Source organism: Bradyrhizobium sp. UFLA03-84 (assembly GCF_002289535.1).
In the GTDB taxonomy this organism is placed as follows: Bacteria; Pseudomonadota; Alphaproteobacteria; order Rhizobiales; family Xanthobacteraceae; genus Bradyrhizobium; species Bradyrhizobium viridifuturi.
Map to the genome: position 1 here is coordinate 36,881 of NZ_NSJY01000018.1, position 19,390 is coordinate 56,270.

At 65.0% G+C, this 19,390-nt stretch carries 18 protein-coding genes; 5 read left to right on the plus strand and 13 right to left on the minus strand.

Annotated features, from left to right (window positions below; genetic code table 11):
- Positions 1-137: 137 nt before the first annotated feature.
- Together CK489_RS36875 and CK489_RS36880 are read right to left on the minus strand one after the other, a co-directional pair.
- Positions 138-1,850, minus strand: coding sequence for an NADH-ubiquinone oxidoreductase-F iron-sulfur binding region domain-containing protein (locus tag CK489_RS36875; protein WP_095735795.1), 1,713 nt, complete (start codon positions 1,848-1,850; stop codon positions 138-140).
- A 206-nt stretch (positions 1,851-2,056) separates the two neighbouring features.
- Entirely contained in the window at positions 2,057-3,310 is a 1,254-nt protein-coding gene (locus CK489_RS36880) for a molybdopterin molybdotransferase MoeA (protein ID WP_095735796.1), read from the minus strand.
- 184 nt (positions 3,311-3,494) lie between these two features.
- Between CK489_RS36880 and CK489_RS36885 the strand changes: the two genes are divergently transcribed.
- Both CK489_RS36885 and mobA read left to right on the plus strand, forming a co-directional pair.
- A complete protein-coding gene (locus CK489_RS36885) occupies positions 3,495-4,379 on the plus strand; it encodes a formate dehydrogenase accessory sulfurtransferase FdhD (RefSeq protein WP_095735797.1) in 885 nt (294 codons plus the stop codon).
- The gene (mobA, locus tag CK489_RS36890; protein ID WP_050631595.1) at positions 4,372-4,989 is read left to right on the plus strand and encodes a molybdenum cofactor guanylyltransferase MobA; all 618 of its coding nucleotides are present in this window, start codon (positions 4,372-4,374) and stop codon (positions 4,987-4,989) included. Before CK489_RS36885 ends, mobA begins: the two co-directional genes overlap by 8 nt.
- Before the next feature lie 16 nt (positions 4,990-5,005).
- On the opposite strand, the gene CK489_RS36895 is transcribed toward mobA, so the two are convergent.
- The 5 genes from CK489_RS36895 to CK489_RS36915 all read right to left on the minus strand — a co-directional run bounded on the left by CK489_RS36895 (position 5,006) and on the right by CK489_RS36915 (position 8,927).
- Positions 5,006-5,644 carry an HD domain-containing protein gene (locus CK489_RS36895; protein WP_095735882.1) on the minus strand — a complete coding sequence of 213 codons (639 nt, stop codon included), beginning with the start codon at positions 5,642-5,644 and terminating at the stop codon, positions 5,006-5,008.
- A 203-nt stretch (positions 5,645-5,847) separates the two neighbouring features.
- The gene (locus CK489_RS36900; RefSeq protein WP_095735798.1) at positions 5,848-6,324 is read right to left on the minus strand and encodes a GNAT family N-acetyltransferase; all 477 of its coding nucleotides are present in this window, start codon (positions 6,322-6,324) and stop codon (positions 5,848-5,850) included.
- Between the two features lie 104 nt (positions 6,325-6,428).
- Positions 6,429-7,418, minus strand: coding sequence for a LysR family transcriptional regulator (locus tag CK489_RS36905; protein WP_095735883.1), 990 nt, complete (start codon positions 7,416-7,418; stop codon positions 6,429-6,431).
- Between the two features lie 257 nt (positions 7,419-7,675).
- Positions 7,676-8,149 (minus strand): hypothetical protein, encoded by a 474-nt coding sequence (locus CK489_RS36910; RefSeq protein ID WP_143278312.1) that lies wholly within the window; start codon positions 8,147-8,149, stop codon positions 7,676-7,678.
- A gap of 85 nt (positions 8,150-8,234) precedes the next feature.
- Positions 8,235-8,927, minus strand: coding sequence for a cation efflux transmembrane domain-containing protein (locus CK489_RS36915; RefSeq protein WP_095735800.1), 693 nt, complete (start codon positions 8,925-8,927; stop codon positions 8,235-8,237).
- Positions 8,928-8,994: 67 nt separating this feature from the next.
- Here CK489_RS36915 and CK489_RS36920 point away from each other — a divergent pair, with 67 nt between their 5' ends.
- A complete protein-coding gene (locus tag CK489_RS36920; RefSeq protein ID WP_095735801.1) occupies positions 8,995-9,432 on the plus strand; it encodes a MerR family transcriptional regulator in 438 nt (145 codons plus the stop codon).
- A 166-nt stretch (positions 9,433-9,598) separates the two neighbouring features.
- Here the strand turns inward: CK489_RS36920 and CK489_RS36925 are convergent, their stop codons facing one another.
- Both CK489_RS36925 and CK489_RS36930 read right to left on the minus strand, forming a co-directional pair.
- On the minus strand, positions 9,599-11,161 hold the full coding sequence (locus tag CK489_RS36925; protein WP_095735802.1) for a 2-isopropylmalate synthase: 1,563 nt from the start codon (positions 11,159-11,161) through the stop codon (positions 9,599-9,601).
- 409 nt (positions 11,162-11,570) lie between these two features.
- Positions 11,571-12,140, minus strand: coding sequence for a bifunctional transcriptional activator/DNA repair enzyme AdaA (locus CK489_RS36930; RefSeq protein ID WP_095735803.1), 570 nt, complete (start codon positions 12,138-12,140; stop codon positions 11,571-11,573).
- A gap of 110 nt (positions 12,141-12,250) precedes the next feature.
- Between CK489_RS36930 and CK489_RS36935 the strand changes: the two genes are divergently transcribed.
- Both CK489_RS36935 and CK489_RS36940 read left to right on the plus strand, forming a co-directional pair.
- Positions 12,251-12,676, plus strand: a complete 426-nt coding sequence (locus tag CK489_RS36935; RefSeq protein ID WP_158226556.1) for a nuclear transport factor 2 family protein — start codon at positions 12,251-12,253, stop codon at positions 12,674-12,676.
- A gap of 457 nt (positions 12,677-13,133) precedes the next feature.
- Positions 13,134-15,341, plus strand: a complete 2,208-nt coding sequence (locus CK489_RS36940) for a spermine/spermidine synthase domain-containing protein (protein WP_158226557.1) — start codon at positions 13,134-13,136, stop codon at positions 15,339-15,341.
- Between the two features lie 341 nt (positions 15,342-15,682).
- Here CK489_RS36940 and CK489_RS36945 read toward each other — a convergent pair whose 3' ends face one another.
- The 4 genes from CK489_RS36945 to CK489_RS36960 all read right to left on the minus strand — a co-directional run bounded on the left by CK489_RS36945 (position 15,683) and on the right by CK489_RS36960 (position 19,390).
- A complete protein-coding gene (locus CK489_RS36945; protein ID WP_050631587.1) occupies positions 15,683-16,639 on the minus strand; it encodes a polyphosphate kinase 2 family protein in 957 nt (318 codons plus the stop codon).
- Positions 16,605-17,615, minus strand: a complete 1,011-nt coding sequence (locus CK489_RS36950; RefSeq protein ID WP_050631586.1) for a branched-chain amino acid ABC transporter permease — start codon at positions 17,613-17,615, stop codon at positions 16,605-16,607. Before CK489_RS36950 ends, CK489_RS36945 begins: the two co-directional genes overlap by 35 nt.
- Positions 17,612-18,493, minus strand: coding sequence for a branched-chain amino acid ABC transporter permease (locus CK489_RS36955; RefSeq protein WP_095735806.1), 882 nt, complete (start codon positions 18,491-18,493; stop codon positions 17,612-17,614). The genes CK489_RS36950 and CK489_RS36955 overlap by 4 nt, the downstream gene beginning before the upstream one ends.
- Positions 18,494-18,685: 192 nt before the next feature.
- A complete protein-coding gene (locus CK489_RS36960; protein ID WP_050631621.1) occupies positions 18,686-19,390 on the minus strand; it encodes an ABC transporter ATP-binding protein in 705 nt (234 codons plus the stop codon).

Here is a 19,390-nt window from a genome sequence, read left to right on the forward strand (position 1 = left end):
TGCGTGACGGTGACGCGACCGTCGGGGACATTCTTTCCTCCGGCAGCGCCCTTGGCGTCGTGACCGTAACCCTGCGGCGGAGAGTTCTTGTCGTTGCTCATTCGAATCCTCGTCGAAATTCGCCCTGCCCGGCCCGCCTATTCGGCGGCTTGCTGCGGACGAAAGCCGTCCGGAAAATACTTGATCACTGAGGTCAGCGGATTGGAGGCGGCCTGACCGAGGCCGCAGATCGATGCATCGCGCATCGCCTGGCTCAATTGCTCGAGCAGCTCCTTGTCCCAGACCGGCTGCTGCATCAGCAGCGCCGCCTTCTCGGTTCCGGCGCGGCAGGGCGTGCATTGCCCGCAGCTTTCATCCTCGAAGAACTTCATCAGGTTCAGCGCGGCATCCCTGACGTCATCGGCCTGCGAGAGCACGACGACCGCAGCCGAGCCGATGAAGCAGCCGTATTTCTCCAGCGTGCCGAAATCGAGCGGGATGTCGTCCATCGAGGCCGGCAGGATGCCGCCGGATGCGCCGCCCGGCAGATAGGCCTGCAAGGTGTGGCCGTCGGCCATGCCGCCGCAGAACTCGTCGATCAGTTCGCGAAGGGTGATGCCGGCGGGCGCGAGCTTGACGCCGGGATCCTTGACGCGTCCCGACACCGAGAAGCTGCGCAGGCCATGGCGTTCGTTGCGGCCGTGGCTCTTCCACCACTCGGCGCCCTTCTCGACGATGTCGCGCACCCACCACAACGTCTCGATGTTGTTGATCAGTGTCGGCAGCCCGAACAGCCCGACCTGGAACGGATATGGCGGCTTGTGTCGCGGCAGGCCGCGCTTGCCCTCGATCGATTCCAGCAGCGAGGATTCCTCGCCGCAGATATAGGCGCCGGCGCCGCGCCGCAGATGCAAGGTCGGACCGCCCGGCGGAAGCTTGGCGATTTCGCGATCGAGGATCTGGCGGCAGGCCGGGTATTCGTCGCGGATGTAGATGTAGACCTCGGGCGCCTCGACCACATGGGCGCCGATCAGCATGCCCTCGAGGAAGCGATGCGGATCGGTCTCGAGATAATATCTGTCCTTGAAGGTGCCGGGCTCGCCCTCGTCGCCGTTGACGGCCATCAGCCGCGGCCCGGGCTCGCCGAGCACGGCGCGCCATTTGCGGCCGGTCGGGAAACCGGCGCCGCCGAGACCGCGCAGCGATGCATCGTCGAGCGCCTTCAGCAGGTCTTCGCGCGGCAGCACGCCCGAGCGCAGCCGCGCCAGCAGCTCGTATCCGCCGCCGGCGACATAGGCGTCGTAGTCGACATAGGGCGGAAGATGCACATGGGTGTCGCCGCTCTTCGCTGCCGCGAGCACGTTGGTGACGGTCGCATGATCGACGAAGTTGTGGCCGACCTCTGCGGCAGGCGCCGTATCGCAGCGGCCGACGCACGGCGCGCGCACCACGCGAATGCCGGGGCCGGCGCGGGACTGAAGATCCTTCAAGAGCTGCTCGCCGCCGAGCATCGCACAGGTCAGCGAATCGCAGACGCGCACGGTGAGCGGCGCGATGTCAGGCTCGCCCTCCTTCACGATGTCGAAATGCGCATAGAAGGTCGCGGTCTCGAACACTTCGGCGAACGAAAGCTTCATCTCGTCGGCGAGCGCGGCCAGGTGCGCCGCCGAGATCTGATGGTACTTGTCCTGGATCAGATGCAGGTACTCGATCAGGAGGTCGCGCCGCCGCGGCCGGTCGGCGAGCAGCACCTCGATCTCGTGCGCGGCCACGGGATCGACCTGGCGTCCCTTGGGCGTGGCTTTCGCCCGCTTCCTGCCCGCTCCGGGATGCTCGAACGCGCGAACCTTGTGAACGTCGTCTCCGCTCATGAAACCCGCCTTGGAACCTCGCTCTTGCGCAAACCGCGCTTGCTGAACCAACTCTATTCTCTGGCATGCCACAGGCAAGCATATTTAGAACGCCTCTAGCAGCGTCGGGTTGCCGCGCAGGCTGTTGTTAATGTTTGCCTATCGAGCGATCTGAATTTCCAATCGCGCGATCGTCCGATCCACGCGATCTCGGCGGCCTCTCAGCGCTACAGCAGACCGGCGTAGCCGAGGAATCCGACGACATCGCCCGGTTCGACCCGCACGACGGTCTCGCCAAGCTCGACCAGTCCATCGGTTTCGACCAGCGAGGACAGCAGGCCGGCTCCTTCGCGGGGAAACTTGGTCGCCTCCAGCGCACTATCCGCCGCCCGCCGCAGCGAGACGCGGACATATTCGCGCCGGCCGGTCTTCTTCTTGTAGCTGAAGGCCGCCCGGACCGGCATCGGCAGTAGCGGAGACGGTACGGCGCCCGAAAGCGCCAGCACCGTCGGCCGCACCACGTGGACAAAGGTGACGAAGCTCGCCACGGGATTGCCGGGCAAGCCGATCAGCGGCGTACCGTCGATGATTCCCATTGCCACCGGGCGGCCCGGCTTGATCGCCATCCGCCACAGCACCAGCGAGCCGGCCTGCTCGATGCCGCCCTTGACGTGGTCCTCTTCGCCGGTCGAGACGCCGCCGGTGGTCAGGATCAGGTCGTAGCTGCGCGCGACCTGCTTGAGCGCCGCGGCGAGCTCGGCCCGCTCGTCGCGCAGGATGCCGAGATCGCCGACCTCGCAGCCGAGCCGACGCAGCATCGCCATCAGCATGAAGCGGTTGGAATCGAACAGCTGCGCTTCGGCACGCGCGCTCCCCGGCGCGGCCAGCTCGTCGCCGGTGGAGAACACCCCGACGCGAAGCCGCCGCACCACGTCGAGCGTGGTAAGCCCGAATGCCGCGGCGACCGCGATGTCCTGCGGGCGCAGCCGCCGCCCCGATGCCAGCGCGACATTGCCGCGTGCAATGTCCTCGCCGGCCGGCCGCACATTGGCGCCGGGCTTCAGGCCGGACGGCAGGATCACATTGCCGGCATCGTCGATCCGCACGTCTTCCTGCATGAACACGGTGTCGGTGCCGGCGGGCATCGGCGCGCCGGTGAAGATTCGCACCGCCTGCCCGGCCCGCGCCGGCTGCGCCGATGCACCGGCCTGCACGCGGCCGGCGACCGGAAGCGCGCGTTCGCTGTCCGTCGGCAGGTCCGCACCCGATACCGCATAACCGTCGACGGCCGAGTTCATGAACGGCGGCAGCGGCAGAGGCGCGGCAATGTCGCCGGCCAGGATACGTCCGTCCGCGTCCACCAGCGCAACGGCCTCGGTCTCGCCGACCGGCCTGACGCGCGCGGCGATGATCGCGACGGCCTCGTCCACCGACATCATCGGCCCGCCGAATGCGAAGCAGTCGTCCGAAAGCTGCGCCATTGTCTCTCTCAGTGCTCGGTCGTCGACAAGATGTGTTCGACCCGGATCGCGAACTGCGGCGTTATCTCCAAGGCCGGACCGTCCATGGCAGTTCCGGCGAAGCGGCGGAGAGTGGCCAGTCCATCTCCGATCGTGCTTATATCCCCAGCTCCATTACCATGTGAACCCATCGGGACTGCGACCTGTGACCGCGAAAACCACCGCTCCCACCATTGTTCCAGACCCGGACGATCCGCGGCTGACGGAGCGCGTGGTCGGCGTCGACCAGACCGGCGCGCGGACCGAGATCAAGGTGCCGGTCGAGCGGCCGCTGACGCTGTATCTCAACGCGCAGGAGATCGTCACGATGATGACGATCAACGACTATCCCGAATACCTCGCGCTCGGATATCTGCTGAACCAGAATATGCTGAAATACGACGACGTCGTCACCGAGGTCGAATATGACGACGATCTCGAGGTGGTCGTGGTGCGCACCGAGCACCACACCAATTTCGAGGCCAAGCTGAAGAAGCGCACCCAGACCTCGGGCTGTGCCCAGGGCACAGCGTTCGGCGACCTGCTCGAAGCCGTCGAGAAGGTCGCGCTGCCGAAGGCCGAGCTACGCACGTCCTGGCTCTACCAGATGACGCACACCATCAACACGATGCCGTCGCTCTATCTGGAAGCGGGCGCCATCCACGGCTGCGTGCTGTGCAAGGAGAGCACGCCGATCTGCTACACCGAGGATGTCGGCCGGCACAACGCCGTCGACAAGATCGCGGGCTGGATCTACCGCCACAATGTCGATCCGGCCGACAAGATCCTCTACACCACCGGGCGGCTGACCTCCGAGATGGTGATCAAGACGGTGCGGATGGGCATCCCGATCCTGGTCTCGCGCTCCGGATTCACGGCATGGGGGGTCGATCTGGCGCGGCAGGTCGGATTGACGCTGGTCGGGCGCGCGCGCGGCAAGCGCTTCATCGCGCTGTCGGGCCAGGAACGGATCGTCTACGACCAGAACCTCGACTATGTCGAAGAGGAATCGATGCGTCACAAGCGCAAGGGCGAGACCGACAATGACTGACATTCCCGGCGTGCTGCTCGCCGGCGGCCTCGCGCGGCGGATGGGCGGCGGCGACAAGCCGATGCGCCAGATCGCGGGCCGCACCATCCTGCAACGGGTGATCGACCGCCTAGCCCCGCAATGCAGCGGGCTGATCATCAACGCCAATGGCGACCCTGCGCGGTTCGGCGCGTTCGGCCTTCCCGTCGTCGCCGACGATGTCGCCGATTATCCTGGCCCGCTCGCCGGCATCCTGGCGGCACTCGACTGGACCGCGGCCAACCGGCCGGATGCCAAATGGGTGCTGAGCGCGGCGGGCGACTGTCCGTTTCTTCCGCGCGATCTCGTCACACGCCTGGAGCAGGCGCGCGCCGCCGAGAATGCCGAGCTCGCGGTCGCCTCATCCGGCGGGCAGACCCACCCTGTGATCGGCCTCTGGAGCGTGCGCCTGCGCGGCGAATTGCGCCATGCGCTGGTCGAGGAGGACGTGCGCAAGATCGACCGCTGGACCGCGCGCTACCCGCTGGCCACGGTCGAATGGCCAACCGAGCCGCTGGATCCGTTCTTCAACGCCAACACCGTCGAGGACATCGCGGAAGCCGACCGCCTCGCCGCGCTTGACGGCGGATGATGTCCGCCGCCCGCGCTCAGCTCGGCCACCGTGTGTTGCGGATCCGGGTGCAGGCGTTCGGCCTGTGAAACGTGGGGTCGTGATCCATCACAAAGTCGAAATTGACCGTGCCGAACGTGGTCTGTGGCTTCTTCAGGGCCGAGCAGGTCTGAACCTCGATGAACTCGTTCTTGAAATCGCCGCGCGGAAACGCTGATAGCACGCCGTCGCGCTGTTCGGCCGTATAGTCGTCGTATCCGACACCGACGGCATCGACCAGAACGCCCGCGTTGGTGAGTGCGATTTCCGGCCGCATGAACTGCGGGATGCCGGGCGTGGTGTGCAGCGCAATCGCTTCCCATACCAGGTCGGTCTTCGGCTCCGGGATGCCGTGGCTCCTGAGAAACGCGCGCGCCGCATCGGCACCGTCGACTTCAAACCGCTTCGTCTCGCTATGGAAGTGATCGACAAGGCCGAGATCATGAAACAGCGCGGCGACATAAAGCAGTTCAGGATCGAACTTCAGATTCTGCCTGACGCCCTTGAGGGCGCCGAACACGAACACGCGGACCGAGTGATTGAACAGCATCTCGGTTTCGCATTGCCGCACCAGCTCGGCGGCCTCCCGGGCGATCTTGCTGTCCGGGATTCGTACGCCGGATACGATCTCGGTCATCATCGACCTCCTGCATGTCACCTCGCCGGCGGGCGCGGTGGGTTGGACGGCATCGCAAACTCACTCGCGCGCAACCCGCTGCGGTGAAGCGTTGACCACTAGGTAGCGCGTGGAGGGTAAACCGGAAGTCCCCTGCTCCGTGAAGATTCTGCACTGAGATATTGAGATTGATGCAGGTCTCGCGCGGTCGACGTCCTCGTCGCTCAAACTGGCGGAATCGTGAACGCGAACATCGTCAGCTCGACGTCGGGCGAGAACACGAACGGCGTGGCGCCGATCTTATTGGCGCCGAGGCGAGCGTAGAAGTCGACCGAGCTTGGGCTCGAATTGATCAGGATGACGTTCCCCGCCAGCTTTCGCGAGAGCCCGACTGCGGTTGAAAAAAGCCTGCTGCCGGCGCCCCTGCGCGAATGGGCCGGTTCGACGAAGATGCCTTCCAGGAGAATCAGCCCTCCGATTCCGGTTGGCCTCACCGACACCCAGCCCTGCAGGACGCCGTCGTCCCCCTCGGCGACAAAGACCAGCCCGGCTGCGATGAGCGCGAGGTTGACCCTGAGCCCGGGCATGAAGCGTGCGACAGCGTTATCGTCGAATCCGTCATTCTTCACCGCACGTGCTGCGACTTGCGTCAACTCCGCAGCGTCGTCGACATGCGCCGGCCTGATTTGATTCACCGTCATGATGGACCTCTCCCGCAGCTATCCCCTCGAGATGGCCGTGGGAAGCTGAACTTCAAGGTCAACGCGGCGCTGATCGAGTTTCTGCGCAGCCTTCCAGCGACAGCTCAAACGCGCGGACTGCCGATCCGCCCGACCCGGTCGGTCTCGATCGTGCGCAGATAGTCCAGCATCAGGCGGCCGGTCGCGGACAGATGCGCGGCGCCGCGGACCACGATCTTCAGCTCTCGCCGCCCCCAATCGTCGCGCAGCGGGATTGCACGCAGGCCCATGCCCGCGCCGACGACCGCGAAGGCGCGGTCCGGGATCAGGCCGAGCCCCATATTGGCCTGCACCATACGGCAGACCGCATCGAAGCCGGGCACGTTGATGCGCAGCCGCATGGTCTTGCCGGCCTGGTTTGCCGCATATTGCGAGCGCAGATAGATCGAGCTCGCGGTATGCAGGCCGATATGGTCGAAATCGAGCGTCTCGGTGAACAGCAGTTTCTCGCGGCCGGCCAGCGGATGGTCCGGCCGCATCACCACCACCAGATTGTCGTAGCGATAATGAAAGGCTTCGAGCGCGCGGCTGTCGGCTTCGGCCGAGCAGATACCGATCTCGGCTGCGCCCTCCTCGATGCCGCGGATCACCTGGCCGCTCGGCCGCTCCTGCAGATCGACGCGCAGCAGCTCGTGCGCCGCGAAGAAGGCGGACAGGTCCTCGGGCAAATACTGCACGATCGCCGAAAGGTTGGCGAGCATGCGGACATGGCCGCGCACGCCTTGCGAATATTCCGACAGCTCGACCGCGATCTTCTCGACATTGAGCAGCGTGACCCGGGCGTGATGCAGCAGCGCCTCGCCGGCCGGCGTCAGCGCCATGCCCTTGGCGAGCCGCTTGAACAGCGTGACGCCGAACGCCAACTCGAAATCGTTCATGCGCTTCGACACCGCCGAGGCCGCGATGCCCTCGCGCTGCGCGGCGCGGGTGAGGTTCTGCTCGTCGCAGACGGCAACGAACAGGCGAAGCGTGGTGAGGTCGACGCGGCGGGTCAGCGCGGTCTCCGCCGGCGTCGCGGCGCGCGGCAGGTCGACGTCGATGGAGGCAAGCGGCATGGGCGGCATCCCCGGAAAGCACGCAGGGTAGCGCCGGGGATGGCGCGGAAGATTCCAAAGCAGTGCGGTATGGGAGGGATTGTTGGGATGGGATTCCAACAATGACCCAGAAAGCCAGAATTCATCCCAACCCATCAACCTCGGCCGTCATTGCGGAGAGCAATGCGACGAAGCAATCCACGTATCGACAAGCGGAAAGATGGATTGCTTCGCTCCGCCCGCAATGGCGGGGATCGAGCCGAACTGCGTTGTGTCGACTACGGGATCGGGATGAGCAGGCCCACCGTGGTACTCAGTGATCGCTCGTGTCCGCGGTTGAACGCGTAGCTGTATGACGGCTCCAGAAACCAACCGTACTTCCGATCCGCGGTGGGCCAGTACATGAAGTCGAGCGCGAACTCCGCACTGGTCTGGGTCCCTCCCCGCGAAAATGTCCATTGCGGACCAATGCCGACCATGAACTCGAGCTTGTCCGACAGGGTGAAGGGCTTCTTGAAGAGGAGGTCCGTACCCCACTCGCCACGTCCGCTATGGAACATGCGATCAACGCCTCCTTCGATTTCGAGCCAATCCTTGATCGGCGTGAACTCGACGGCGAGCGAGGGGCCATGACTGGAGGCGCCCGGCAAACCCCATTCGCCCGCTCCGCCGAGCTCAACGATGGCCGTGGGCTCCTTGGGCTCTTTCTCTCCAGTCTGCGCGGCCGTCGTGGACAGCAGCAGCGCGAACATCAGCAGCGGTCCTCGACGCAAGGCCATGTTGCCACCCCTGGAACAAGCGGACGCGATGAATTCTGCCACGGCGCTGTTGCAGCCCTTACCCACGCCTCTCCATGGACGCCGGGCGCCCACCGTGACGCAAACCGACGGTTGGCGCCACATCGGCGTTCGACCTGAACTCGGACCTTGCCTGTCGCATCACCGACGCCGATCCCTGGAGGGCAAGCGCGGCCATCGCCGCCGCCACGATCACGTCGGGCCAACCCGTGCCGGTCCCGAAGACGCCTGCGGCCGCGAACAGCACCGCGAGATTGCCGAGAACGTCGTTACGCGTGCAGATCCACGCCGAGCGCATGTTTGCGTCTCCCGTGCGGTGACGCCACAGCAGCCAGAATGAGACCGTATTGGCGACCAGCGCCGTGAGCCCGACGCTGCCCATCGTGACTGCATGCGGCAGCGTGCCGTTCAAGACGTGCCACGCCGTGATCCCGAGGACCCACAACCCAAACAGCGCCATCGTCGCAGCCTTTGCGAGCGCCGCAGCCGCACGGTAGCGCAACGCCATGCCAACCACGAGCAGGCTGATGGCGTAGTTGGCGGCATCGCCGAGAAAATCGATCGCATCGGCCTGCAGCGAGGCTGAACCGGCGGCAAGCCCGGCGCCGACCTCCACGCCGAACATGGCGGCGTTGATCGCCAGGACCGACCACAGGACCCGCCGATACGCGCTCTGGCGAAGCGGATCGCCGCCCAGGTCTTCGTGATGTTGTCCGCAACAATGCGAGCTCATGATCGGCCTGTCGCTCGATGGGCTTACGAGCTATATTAGGACCCTGTAGTCGCTACAGGGTCAAGAGATGGATGCGCTGACAATCGGGCAATTGGGCCGAGCCACCGACACCAAAATCGAAACCATCCGCTATTTTGAAAAGATCGGCCTTCTCCCCGCACCGCGGCGCACTGCCGGGAATTACCGGAGCTACGCAGCCGAGCATCTCCAACGGCTTGGCTTCATACGCCGTACGCGGGACCTTGGCTTCACGATCGAGCAGGTACGTGAACTACTGAAGCTAGCCGCGCACGGCGAGAAGCCATGCGAGGAAGTGGACCAGCTTGTGGTTCGGCATCTTGAGGTGACCGAACGAAAGATCGCGGCGCTGACGCGATTGCGGCGGGAGCTGCGCGAAACGTTGGACTCCTGCCAGGGCGGCCGCATTGCCGAATGCCGTGTCATTCAGGCGCTGTCTCCGCCAACCGCCGCCAGGAAAAAGAGGGTCCTGGGCTCTCGCACTTGACCGCCGGAATCGGATGCAGAAGGGCCGTCAAGCGCAGAGACCGACGGCCGTGCATCCTTCGAGGCTCGCTCGGTGCGCGCCTCGATGACGGGTGGGGAGATGCGCGCCCGAAACAAAAACGCGGCGCCGAAGCGCCGCGTTTCCACATGTCGATCGCTCTCGCTCGTCAGCCCGCGACCTTGGAGGCCGGGACGTCGCGCTGGCGCTTCATCACGATCTTGTTCAACGCGCCGAGATAAGCCTTGGCCGAGGCGACCAGCGTATCCGGATCGGCGGCGCGCGCGGTCATCGAGCGGCCCTCGTGCGCCAGACGCACCGAGACTTCGGCCTGCGCGTCGGTGCCCTCGGTCACCGCGTGGACCTGATACAGCTCCAGCTTGGCTTCGTGCGGCACCAGGCGCTTGATGCAGTTGAACACGGCGTCGACCGGGCCGTTGCCCTCGGCTTCCTCAATCTTGATCTGGCCGTCGACGTCGAGCTTCATGGTCGCGCGCTGCGGGCCATGGGTGCCGGCGATCACGGTCAGCGAGGTCAGCTTGATGCGGTCGTGGGCGGCCGCCATCTCCTGGTCGACCAGCGCCTCGATGTCCTCGTCGTAGATATCCTTCTTGCGGTCGGCCAGCGCCTTCATCCGCGTAAAGGCATCCTCCAGCTGGTTGGCGCCGAGCTTGTAGCCCATCTCCTCCAGCTTGTGGATGAAGGCGTGGCGGCCGGAATGCTTGCCCAGCACCAGCGAGGACTGCTTCAGGCCGACCATCTCGGGCCGCATGATCTCGTAGGTCGAGGCGTCCTTCAGCACGCCGTCCTGATGGATGCCGCTCTCATGCGCGAAGGCGTTACGGCCGACGATCGCCTTGTTGTACTGCACCGGGAACGAGGTCGCGGCCGACACCACCTTGGAGGCGCGGGTCAGCTGCGTGGTGTCGATCTTGTTCCAGTACGGAAACTTGTCGTTCCGCACGTTGATCGCCATCACGATCTCTTCCAGCGCGGCGTTGCCGGCGCGCTCGCCGATGCCGTTGACGGTGCACTCGACCTGCCGCGCGCCGCCGACGATGCCGGCCAGCGAGTTGGCGACCGCCATGCCGAGGTCGTTATGGCAATGCACCGAGAAGATCGCCTTGTCGGAATTCGGCACCCGCTCGATCAGCGTCCGCATGAAGTGGGTGTATTCCTCCGGCACAGTGTAGCCGACGGTGTCGGGAATGTTCACCGTGGTGGCGCCGGCCTTGATGACGGCTTCGACGATCCGGCACAGATAGTCCATCTCGCTGCGGGTACCGTCCTCGGCCGACCATTCGACGTCGTCGATCTGGTTGCGGGCGCGGGCGACCATGGCCACCGAGGTCTCGATCACTTCCTCGGGGGTCTTGTTCAGCTTCACCCGCATATGCAGCGGCGAGGTCGCGATCACGGTGTGGACGCGGCCGCGGCGGGCGAACTTGACCGCTTCGGCGCAGCGGTCGATGTCGGCCGGATGGGCGCGGGAGAGGCCGGCGATGACCGAGTTCTTGGAGCGGCGGGCGATCTCGCTGACCGCCTGGAAGTCGCCTTCCGAGGTGATCGGAAAGCCGGCCTCGATGACGTCGACGCCCATATCGTCCAGCAGCTCGGCGACCTCGAGCTTCTCCTCGAAGGTCATGGTGGCGCCGGGGCACTGCTCGCCGTCGCGCAGGGTGGTGTCGAAAATGATGACGCGGTCCTTCTCGGACTTACCAGCGGTGGCCATGTCAGAAATTCCTTTGAGCTTTGCGCCCGTCATGTTTGCTGCTTGAGCGTTTACATTGGGCGATTATCAGGGTCCGGTGATCTCGTACAAACCCCTGAGTGCCCAGGCGCAGACGCCCAGCCGGCCCTCAGGGGCAGGTAAGAAGCAGGCCGCCAATAAGGAGGGCGGGCGTTGCGGCCGGGATCGTGGCGGTAGCCTGTGCCACCTCCCCCGAAATCCCATCAATTTGGCCGCGAATCAGCATTGCCGAACCCTGTTGAGCGCCAAAACCCTCGGTCAAAACCATTGACGGTTGGTTGCCGGGACGCGCTTTGCGCCGTCGTTCTAGACGATTATGGCGAGCCGCCGCAATGGGTAAAGATGGTCAGGGGGGTTGACCTAACGTGGCCGCATGGCTGCGCGCGCCCCCTCACCTCCGCCCGCGTGAAGACGCGCGCAGGCTCGACGGCGAGCGGCCGTAGAGGTCGGCGAAGGCGGCGTTGAAGCGGCGGACGCTGCCGAAGCCGGCGCGGAAGGCGATCTCGGTCATCGCATCGTTCGTCGTGTCGATCAGGCGCTTGGCGCGCTGGACGCGGCGGGTGGTCGCGACCTGCTGCGGGCTCGCGCCGACATGGCGCTCGAACAGCCGCCCGAGATGGCGCGAGGTGATGCCGAGCCGGTCGGCCAGCGCGGCAACCGTGCCGCGCTCCAGCGCGCCGCCGTCGATCAATTTCAGCGCACGCGCGACCGTGGAGCGGGTGCCATTCCATGCCGGGCAGAACGGCGCGGTTTCAGGACGGCAGCGCAGGCACGGCCGGTAGCCTGCCGCCTCCGCCGCGGCGGCAGTCGGGTAGTAGGCGACGTTGCGCGGCAACGGGTGCTTCACCGGACAGACCGGACGGCAATAGATCCGCGTGGTCTTCACTGCGGTGAAGAAGCGGCCGTCATAGCGCACGTCGCGCCGCAGCCGCGCCGCGTTGCAGACCTCGAAGCTGAGCATGGCCGGACACTAGCGCATCGCGCGATCCGGGAAAGGGCCCGGTGGTGATGAGGTCCGATTCCGGCCAGCACGTCCCGCCGCGCCGATCAATCAACCCCGGAGACACCGCAATGACCAGCCCGACCAACAAGGACATCGTCCTCAACGCCTGGCAGACGTTCAGGACCCGCGACGCCACGCTGATTGCCGCCGCGTTCGCGCCGGATGCCGAATGGATCGCGCCGGGGCGCAACGCCACCGCAGTCGCGCTCGATCACACCGATCACATGATCGGCGCGGAGGCGATCGCCCGCTTCATCTCGACCGAGATGCACCGCCTGTTTTCCGAGATCGACATCGCTTTCCGCGCGGTTCATGCCGACGGCGACAGCGTGATCGTCGAGGAGCGCATGCGCGCGATCCTGCCGGGCGGCAAGCCCTACGACAACGACTATTCGTGTTCGTGGTCGAGGCGGGCCGCATCAAGCAGGTGCGCGAATACATGGACACGCGCAAGGGCTGGCAGATGGTGTTCGGAGAAGCCGCGGCGTGAGTGAGCGCGCGGCGGCACTGCCGCGCACTCACGTAAGGGACGAACCAACGGAAAGGCTCCCTCCCCCCTTGTGGGGGAGGGTTAGGGAGAGTGGTGGCCACACGACACGCTCTTCGACGTGCGATTCAACAACTGAGATTGCGATAGCCATACTCTCATGATCCCGCCCGGAGCTTACCCCTCCTCCCACCCTCCCCCCGCAAGGGGGGAGCCAACGAGGGTGTTCTCCTCACGCGGCCGATGCTTGCCCCCGGGGCATTCGCGTCCGGCATGACGCAAGCAGGCACGCTCACCGCTAAACCTCTCCTACACCATGACATCATGGGTGGCGCGGACGGAGACAACCATCGCGCGTACGCGGGCAGGCAAGTCAATCTTTGCTCAACGGGTTGCATCTAGGGTGCCGGCGGCGGCCGGGTGTTATGGGCGCGACCTTGTTTGGTTAAGGAGATATGGCGATCATGCCCGCGACGAACACGGTCGAAGGACCCAATCAGCGACAAGCCGGATTCAATCTCTTCCTCGTCGGATTCCTGATCCTGTTCCTCGAACTGGCCTGCATCCGCTGGTTCTCGGCCAAGGTCGTGTTCCTGCAATTCTTCACCAACATCGTGCTGCTGGCGGCCTTCCTCGGCATGTCCTGCGGCTGCCTTGCCGCCCGGCGGACCACCAACTGGCTCGCGCTGTTTCCGGGGCTAGCCCTCGTGACGTTCGCGGCCGTGGCCACGATCATGGTGCTGTATTTCCAATGGGGCGAGTTCGCGGTCGACGTCGGCCATCAGGCCTCGCCGCAGGAGGTGTTCTTCGGCACCGAGTATCGCAACCCGGATCTCGCCAAGTTCGTGGTGCCGATCGAGGCGATCGCCGGACTGTTCTTCGTGCTGATCGCGCTGATGTTCGTCGGCCTCGGCCAGACGCTGGGCCGCGCCTTCGACGCCTACCCGAACCGTGTCGCCGGCTATTCGCTCAATATCGGCGGCAGCCTCGCGGGCATCGTGGGGTTCTCGCTGCTGTCGTTCGCACAGGCGCCGCCGGTGGTCTGGTTCGGCATCAGCTGCGCCGGCATCGCCTACCTGCTCTACCAGGACAAGGCGCTGTCACTGCTGCGCCTCGTGACGATCATCGTCGTGGTCGGATTTACCGCATTCTACACCGATCGCTCCGGCAACCATGACATCCGCTGGTCGCCCTACTACGCCGTCGACCTCAACAAGAAGAGCGGCGAGATCACCGTCAACAGCATCGGCCATCAGGAAATGATGCCGTTCAGCGAACGCGGCTCGTCCTATTCGCTGATCCATTTGCTGCAGAAGCACAGCGGCGGCGCGCCGTTCAAGGACGTCATGATCATCGGCGCCGGCTCCGGCAACGACCTCGCGCACGCATTGCGCTTCGGCGTCGAGCGCGTCGATGCGGTCGAGATCGATCCCGCGATCCAGGACATCGGCATCCACAACCATCCCGACAAGCCCTATCAGGACCCGCGGGTGGTGCCACATCTCGACGACGGCCGGCATTTCCTGCGCACCACCGAACGCAAATATGATCTCGTGGTGTATGCGCTGGTCGACTCGCTGATCCTGCACAGCGGCTACGCCAACATCCGTCTCGAAAGCTATCTGTTCACCGAACAGGCATTCCAGGACGTCCGCCGCGTGCTGAAGCAGGACGGCATCTTCGTGATGTACAATTACTACCGCCAGGGCTGGATCGTGCAGCGCGTCGCCGAGATGGCCAAGCAGGTGTTCGGCTGCGATCCGCTGGTGCTGCCGCTGCCCTACAAGGAAACGCTGACATCTTCCGAGGCGGTCGGCTTCACCACCATCATCGCGGGCTGCAATCCGCGCATCTCCACCGCATTCCGCGACCGCGGCAAGTTCTGGCTGAACAGCATTCCGCCGGAGAACCTGTCGGTCAACGGCTTCGACAAGCCGCAAGAAAGGGCGCAGGACAAGGCTGCGCCCCACCGCGGCGACTGGGTGCCGCTGGCGCCGGCCAAGCTGGTGGTCGACAACGAAGGCGCCAAGCAATCGACCAGCGACGATTGGCCGTTCCTCTATGTCAGCGGCCGGCTGATCCCCGACCTCACGGTTCGCTCGATGATCCTGCTCGGTGTGCTCGGGCTTGGCCTCGTCTATCTGTTCAAGCCGAAGGGCGCCTGGCGACCCAACAACCGGATGTTCTTCCTCGGCGCGGCCTTCATGCTGCTCGAGACCAAGGCCGTGGTGCAGATGGCGCTGCTGTTCGGCAGCACCTGGCTGGTCAACTCCGCGGTGTTCTTCACCGCGCTGCTGTTGATCCTCGCCGCCAATCTGTATGTGATCAAGGTGCCGTCCACCCGGCCGGCGCGGCACTATGCCGGGCTGCTTGCGCTGCTGGCGGTCTCGGTGCTGGTGCCGCTCGACACGTTCCTCAGCGGCGGCATCGTGTGGCGCTACGTGATCCCGTGCGCGCTGGCGCTCGGCCCGATGTTCTTCGCCGGCGTGATCTTCGCCCGCTCGTTCCGCGACGAAGCCAATCCCGACCAGGCGTTCGGATCCAACATCGCGGGCTCCGTGATCGGCGGCCTTGCCGAGTCCTGCTCGACCCTGCTCGGCTTCCGCTATCTCCTGATCGTTGCGATCGGCTTCTACCTCCTGTCTGCCTGGATGCCCTCGCGCAAGGGCTAGCGCGTAAGGGACGCGCCGACCAAAATATCGAAAACAACCCCATGCAAAGGCGCCGGGGGCTGCCGGCGTTCGACCGGGCTGCTTGACACGTCGGGCAACTCAGCAATATATTTCTAATATCCCGAAATAGCGAGTTCGATCGCTGCGGTCGGCTTGTGCTGTCCGCGTGGATGCCGTTACGCAAAAGCAGGCCGTGGGGCGAGTAAGGGAGGAAGCACCGGCAGGGTTCCCTCCCCCTTGCGGGGAGGGAGCCTGACGGGCGTGCCCACCTCATGCGGCCACTCGCTCACCCGCGAGCACGATGCGACAGCGGAAAGAACGCCGCTCTACTTCTTCGCGCCCTACTTCTTCGCGGTCTCCTTTTTCGCCGCATTCTTCTCGGCCGCTCCGCCCTTGGCTTCCGCCTCTAGCGCGGTGCGGACGCGCCTGAATTCGCTGAGCTCGGCTTTGTCGACCACGGGGAATTTCAGATCGAGCCGGTCGAGCGCACCGACGATGGTCGAGCCGATCACGGCACGGGCAAACCATTTGTGGTCCGCCGGCACGATGTGCCAGGGCGCGTCCTTGGTCGCGGTGTGGTGGATCATGTCCTGATAGGCGGCCTGGTACTTGGCCCACAGCGCGCGCTCGGAAATATCGGCCATCGAGAACTTCCAATTCTTGGCCGGCTCCTCCAGCCGATCGAGAAACCGCCGGCGCTGCTCCTCCTTGGAGACGTGCAGGAAGAATTTCAGGATCACGGTTCCATTGCGCGACAGATAGCGCTCGATCGCGGAGATGTCCTCGAAGCGTTCGCGCCAGATCTTCTTGGTCACCAACCTCTTCGGAATCTTCTGCTTGGCGAGCACCTCGGCGTGCACCCGCACCACCAGGCACTCCTCGTAATAGGAGCGGTTGAAGATGCCGATGCGGCCGCGCTCCGGCAGCGCGATCATCGCGCGCCACATGTAGTCGTGATCGAGTTCCCGGCTCGACGGTTGCTTGAAGGAGGACACCTCGCAGCCCTGCGGGTTGACACCTTCGAACACGCTCTTGATCGCGGAGTCCTTGCCGGCGGCATCCATGCCCTGGAAGATCAGCAGCAACGACCAGCGGTCCTGGGCGTACAGCTTCTCCTGGTAATCGTTGAGCCGCTTGCGGTTGGCCTCGATGATCTTGCCGCCGGCCTCCTTGTCGATGCCGCCCTTCTCGGCGGTCGGGTAGGACTTCAGGTGAAATTCGCCCGATCCGTCGAAACGGAACGGCGCGATGAAGGGCTTCAGTTCATCGGCGAGCGATTGGGACGGTTTGTTGTTCATGGCCTCTCGACGGCTTGCGTGGCGATTTGATCCGGTCGATCACGCTACCAAGAATGCCCTTGGGCAGGAAGATGATGAACAGCACCAGCAGCACGCCATAGACCAGGTTGTCCCAGCCGACCGCCTTGGTGCCGAACGAGATGCGCAGCACCTCCGCCAGCACAATGGTGATGACGGCGCCGACCGTCGGGCCCAGCGCGACATAGACGCCGCCGACGATCGCGGCGAACACCATCTGCAGGGAGACCGCGATGCCGCTCACGGTGTCCGGCGAGATGAACATCTGGTACTGGCAATACAGCGCGCCCGACAGCGCGGTCATCAGCGCGCTGATCAGGGTGATCTTGAGCTTCTCGGCGGTGACGTTGACGCCGGCTGCGGCCGCGGCGTCCTCGTCCTCCGAGATCGCCTCCATGGCGTGGCGGATCATGCTGCGGTCGATCGCGCGCCAGATCACGAGGCCCGCGACCCACACGGCAAGCGCGATCAGGTACCAGGTGGTCTTGTCGTCGAATTGCAGCGCGAACAGCCCCTTGCCGCTCGGGGCGCGCTGCGGCGTATAGCCGAGCGAGCCGCCGGTATAGTCGCGGGTCGCGGTGATGACCTGCAGCACGATGCCGGACAGCGCCAAGGTCACCAGCACGAAATAGTGCCCGGTGATGCGGAAGCGGAAGCAGGGATAGGCGACAACAAGCGCGAGCACGCCCGCGGTCGCCATGCTCAGGGGGATGCCGATCCAGGGTGAGACGCCGAGGTGATTCCACAGCAGCGCGGTGACATAGGCGCCGATGCCCATGAAGCCGCCATGGCCGAGCGAGACCAGGCCGAAGCGGCCCATGATCGACCACGATGTATAGGCGAACGACCAGATCAGGATCAGCACCAGCACGTGCAGATGATAGGGATCGCGATGCACGAAGGGCAGCGCGACGAGCGCGAGCAGCGCAATGATCCAGCCGGCAGCCTGCCTGTTCACGAGCGCCTCGCCAGGAGGCCCGCGGGCCGGATGAACATCATCACGATGAAGAAGGCGAAGGCCAGCACGTAGCCCCATTCGAGATCGGAGAACAGGCCGCCGAGCGAGATGATCTCGGCGAACACGAAGGCCGCGATGAAGCCGCCGATGAAATTGCCGAGCCCCCCGAGCACGCAGATCAGGAAGGTGATCGGCCCGAACGACAGGCCGACGAACGGATGCACGTCATACTGCAACACCAGCAGGCAGGCCGCGAGGCCGGCGAGCCCGCCGCCGATCGCCGAGGTGACGAGATAGATGCGCTTGGGATCGACGCCCATCAGCGGCATGATCTGGCGGTCCTGCGCGATGGCACGGATCGCAGTGCCGGTGAAGGTTCGGGTCAGGAACAAATAGACGGCGATCATGCCGACCAGCGCCGCCGCAAACGACAGCAATCGCGCGTAGCTGAAATTCATCTCGCCGAGCGCCAGCACCGGCAGGCGGATGCCGAGATTGCGGAAGTCGATGCCGAAGGCAACGGTGGCAAAGCTCTGCAGGATGAACAGCACGCCGCCGGTGGCGAGCAGCTGGTTGATCGGCGGCGCGGTCAGCAGCGGCGCGATGACGAAGAAGTGCAGCGCGGCCCCGAGCAGCGCCACCAGCAGGATGACCAGCGGCGCCGCGGCCCAGTATGGCAGATGGAAGACCTGCACCAGATAGTACATGCCGTACATGCCGATCATCACGAGCTCGGCGTAGCAGATCCAGGTGACGTCGATCACGCCGAAGATCAAATTGAGCCCGAGCGCCAGCAGCGCCAGCACGCCGCCGAGCAGGATGCCGTTGATGACGGCCTCCAGCAGGTAGATGTCGAAGATGTCGAGGAAGGATTGCATGGCTACTCTACCCTAGACCTGTACAACTTCTAGCCGGGCTGGTGTCGCCGTCATCCTGAGGTGCGAGCGTAGCGAGCCTCGAGGGATGAGCCGCGGGCTGCGTCCATCCTTCGAGGCGCGCAAGAGCGCGCACCTCAGGATGACGGCAGAATAGGCAGGTGTGCCGGGCCGTCCGTTCCTCGAATATCATGTTCACACCCCCAAATACGCCTGCTTGATGGTGTCGCTGGCCGCGAGCTCCGCTGCCGTGCCGGCGGCGCGGATGCTGCCGGCTTCCAGCAGATAGGCACGGTCGACCACGCGCAGCACCTGCTGCACGTTCTGCTCGACGATCAGCACCGTGAGCCCTGAGGCGCGGATACGCTTGACCAGCTCGAACACCTGCTGCACCACGACCGGCGCGAGTCCGGCCGAGGGCTCGTCGAGCAGCAGCAGTTTCGGATTCGACATCAGCGCGCGGCCGATCGCGCACATCTGCTGCTCGCCACCCGACATGGTGCCGGCCATCTGCTGCAGGCGCTCCTTGAGCCGCGGGAACAGCTCGAACACGAACTCCAGCCGTTCGGCATAGTGCGCGCGGGCGCCCGGCATGTAGGCGCCCATCTTCAGATTGTCCGCCACGGTGAGCCGCGGAAACAGCCGGCGGTTTTCCGGCACATGCGCAATCCCGAGGCTGACGATGCGGTGCGCAGGCGTCGCGACGACGTCGGTGCCCTCCATAGCGATGGTGCCCTTGATCGGGCGGATCAGGCCGGAGATCACGCGCATCAGGGTGGTCTTGCCGGCACCATTCGGGCCGATCACGCCTACCGCCTCGCCCGCCCTGACGTCGAGGCTGACGTCGAACAATGCCTGGAAGCTGCCATAACCCGCATCGATCGATTTCAGCTCCAGCAT

Excerpts from the sequence above, each read along its gene's own strand:
- CK489_RS36960 (WP_050631621.1), bottom strand. The coding sequence starts at position 19,390 with ATGCTGGAGCTGAAATCGATCGATGCGGGTTATGGCAGCTTCCAGGCA.
- mobA (WP_050631595.1), top strand. The coding sequence starts at position 4,372 with ATGACTGACATTCCCGGCGTGCTGCTCGCCGGCGGCCTCGCGCGGCGG.
- CK489_RS36905 (WP_095735883.1), bottom strand. The coding sequence starts at position 7,418 with ATGCCGCTTGCCTCCATCGACGTCGACCTGCCGCGCGCCGCGACGCCG.
- CK489_RS36945 (WP_050631587.1), bottom strand. The coding sequence starts at position 16,639 with ATGAACAACAAACCGTCCCAATCGCTCGCCGATGAACTGAAGCCCTTC.
- CK489_RS36955 (WP_095735806.1), bottom strand. The coding sequence starts at position 18,493 with ATGCAATCCTTCCTCGACATCTTCGACATCTACCTGCTGGAGGCCGTC.
- CK489_RS36925 (WP_095735802.1), bottom strand. The coding sequence starts at position 11,161 with ATGGCCACCGCTGGTAAGTCCGAGAAGGACCGCGTCATCATTTTCGAC.
- CK489_RS36935 (WP_158226556.1), top strand. The coding sequence starts at position 12,251 with ATGACCAGCCCGACCAACAAGGACATCGTCCTCAACGCCTGGCAGACG.
- CK489_RS36875 (WP_095735795.1), bottom strand. The coding sequence starts at position 1,850 with ATGAGCGGAGACGACGTTCACAAGGTTCGCGCGTTCGAGCATCCCGGA.
- CK489_RS36915 (WP_095735800.1), bottom strand. The coding sequence starts at position 8,927 with ATGAGCTCGCATTGTTGCGGACAACATCACGAAGACCTGGGCGGCGAT.
- CK489_RS36900 (WP_095735798.1), bottom strand. The coding sequence starts at position 6,324 with ATGACGGTGAATCAAATCAGGCCGGCGCATGTCGACGACGCTGCGGAG.
- CK489_RS36930 (WP_095735803.1), bottom strand. The coding sequence starts at position 12,140 with ATGCTCAGCTTCGAGGTCTGCAACGCGGCGCGGCTGCGGCGCGACGTG.
- CK489_RS36880 (WP_095735796.1), bottom strand. The coding sequence starts at position 3,310 with ATGGCGCAGCTTTCGGACGACTGCTTCGCATTCGGCGGGCCGATGATG.
- CK489_RS36895 (WP_095735882.1), bottom strand. The coding sequence starts at position 5,644 with ATGACCGAGATCGTATCCGGCGTACGAATCCCGGACAGCAAGATCGCC.
- CK489_RS36910 (WP_143278312.1), bottom strand. The coding sequence starts at position 8,149 with ATGTTCGCGCTGCTGCTGTCCACGACGGCCGCGCAGACTGGAGAGAAA.
- CK489_RS36940 (WP_158226557.1), top strand. The coding sequence starts at position 13,134 with ATGCCCGCGACGAACACGGTCGAAGGACCCAATCAGCGACAAGCCGGA.
- CK489_RS36920 (WP_095735801.1), top strand. The coding sequence starts at position 8,995 with ATGGATGCGCTGACAATCGGGCAATTGGGCCGAGCCACCGACACCAAA.